Annotated in this window: 2 protein-coding genes; both read left to right on the top strand. The window is 65.7% G+C overall.

Annotated features, from left to right (window positions below; genetic code table 11):
- Positions 1-150 precede the first annotated feature (150 nt).
- Positions 151-1,260: an amino acid adenylation domain-containing protein gene (locus tag FDN03_RS17000; RefSeq protein ID WP_283205499.1), complete on the top strand. Its 1,110-nt coding sequence runs from the start codon at positions 151-153 to the stop codon at positions 1,258-1,260.
- A gap of 10 nt (positions 1,261-1,270) precedes the next feature.
- A partial coding sequence (locus FDN03_RS16995) for a phosphopantetheine-binding protein (RefSeq protein ID WP_212743942.1) occupies positions 1,271-1,848 on the top strand: 578 nt, incomplete at its 3' end.

Raw genomic sequence — 1,848 nt, 5'->3', positions numbered from 1 at the left:
TGGCGGATGGGCCGGTCACCGTGGCCGAGCGCGGCGGGGAGGTGTCGCTGGATCATCTTGCGTACATCATCTTCACGTCGGGCTCGACGGGCCGTCCGAAGGGTGTCGTGGTGCGGTTACCGGGGCCTGACGAACATGTATGCCAACCATGTGGAGAAGATCTTCGACCGTGTGGTGGCGCATCAGGGCGGGCGGCGGATGCGGATCGCGCATACGACGTCGTTCTCGTTCGATGCGTCGTGGGAGCAGCTGTTCTGGCTGCTCAACGGCCACTCGGTGTATGTGATCAACGAGGAGATGCGCCGGGATCCGCAGCAGCTGCTCGCGTACTACGACGATCAGCGCATCGATGGCTTCGACGTGACTCCCTCGTACGGGCAGGTGCTTGTTGACGAGGGTTTGCTGGAGCGTGACCGGCCGGCGGGTCGATCGGTGTCGGCAGACGCGACGGGCGTGGTGTTCGTGTCGCTCGGCGGTGAGGCGGTGCCCGAGCGGCTGTGGCAGCAGCTGCGAGATGCCCCGGGCGTGGAGTCGTACAACCTGTACGGGCCGACCGAGTACACGATCAATGCGCTCGGCGCGGATCTCGCCGACAGCCCGAACCCGAGCGTGGGCACGCCGATCTTCAACACCCGGGCGTACATCCTGGATCAGAACCTGCAGTTTGCCCTGCCCGGTGTTCCAGGTGAGCTGTATCTCGCGGGCGTGGGCAATGCGCGCGGCTACTGGGAGCAGTCCGCCCTCGCCGCCGAGCGGTTCGTGGCGTGCCCGTGGGAGCCGGGGGTGCGGATGTATCGCACGGGCGACCTGGCCCGGTGGAACGACGAGGGGCGCATCGATTACCTCGGTCGTGCCGACGAGCAGACCAAGATCCGCGGGTACCGGATCGAGCCCGGGGAGATTCGTGACGTGCTGGAGGCGCACCCGCAGGTCGTGCGTGCCGAGGTCATCGCGGCCGACCATCCCTCCGGCGGGAAGTTCCTCGCTGCCTACGTCACCACCGCCCGCATCGATACCAGCGACGACGCACTCCGCCGGTCACTCCGCGACCACGCCGCACAGCACCTCCCCGACTACATGATCCCCACGACGATCACCCGAATTGACTCCTTCGCAACGACGGTCAACGGAAAGCTCGACCGGAAGGCATTGCCCGTCCCCGATCTCAGTGAGATCACCGGCACCGACGGGCGTGCACCTGCGACTGCCGACGGAGCGGGATATCCTGGCCGCCGTCCGCGATCTTCTGGGTTTGAGTGACGGAGCGGGTTTGTCGGTTGAGGACGACTTCTTCCAGCTGGGCGGGGACAGCATTCTGTCGATCCAGTTGGTATCCCGAATGCGGCGTATGGGTGTCGTCATCTCGGCCGCGGACGTGTTCTCGACGCGGACGGTGGCCGGGCTGGCTCGTCTTTCTGATGCACGCCAGGCGGAGTTGGCAACGGAGCACACCGCCCCCCTGGAGGATCTGCGATCCTCCAGGTTGTGGCCGATCGCCAACAAGGAAGTGGATTTGCCCGGATTTTCGACGTTGGTGCAGGCGGCTACTTTCGTGGTGCCAGTCGGAATGACGCGCGACACATTGTTGCGCGTGCTGAACCGGGTCGCCGCGCATCATGCGGCTCTGGGCGGTCGCCTCGTGGCAGATGCCGACGGATCCTTCCGGTTCGAGGTTCCTGCCCGCTCTCCTGAAGTCGCGAAAGATCGGATGGTGATCGAAGCGCTGGGGCCCGCGTGGCCGGATCCGACGTGGCGCAGCGGCAATCGTGCACGTGTGGAGGAACTGGCGCGTTCTCTGCACCTCGATACCGGCGTCTTGTGGCGGGCAGTCTGGTACACGGGTTCTGC

This window comes from Glutamicibacter sp. V16R2B1, from assembly GCF_005774635.1.
In the GTDB taxonomy this organism is placed as follows: Bacteria; Actinomycetota; Actinomycetes; order Actinomycetales; family Micrococcaceae; genus Glutamicibacter; species Glutamicibacter creatinolyticus.
This window is presented reverse-complemented; position numbering and strand designations above follow the sequence as displayed.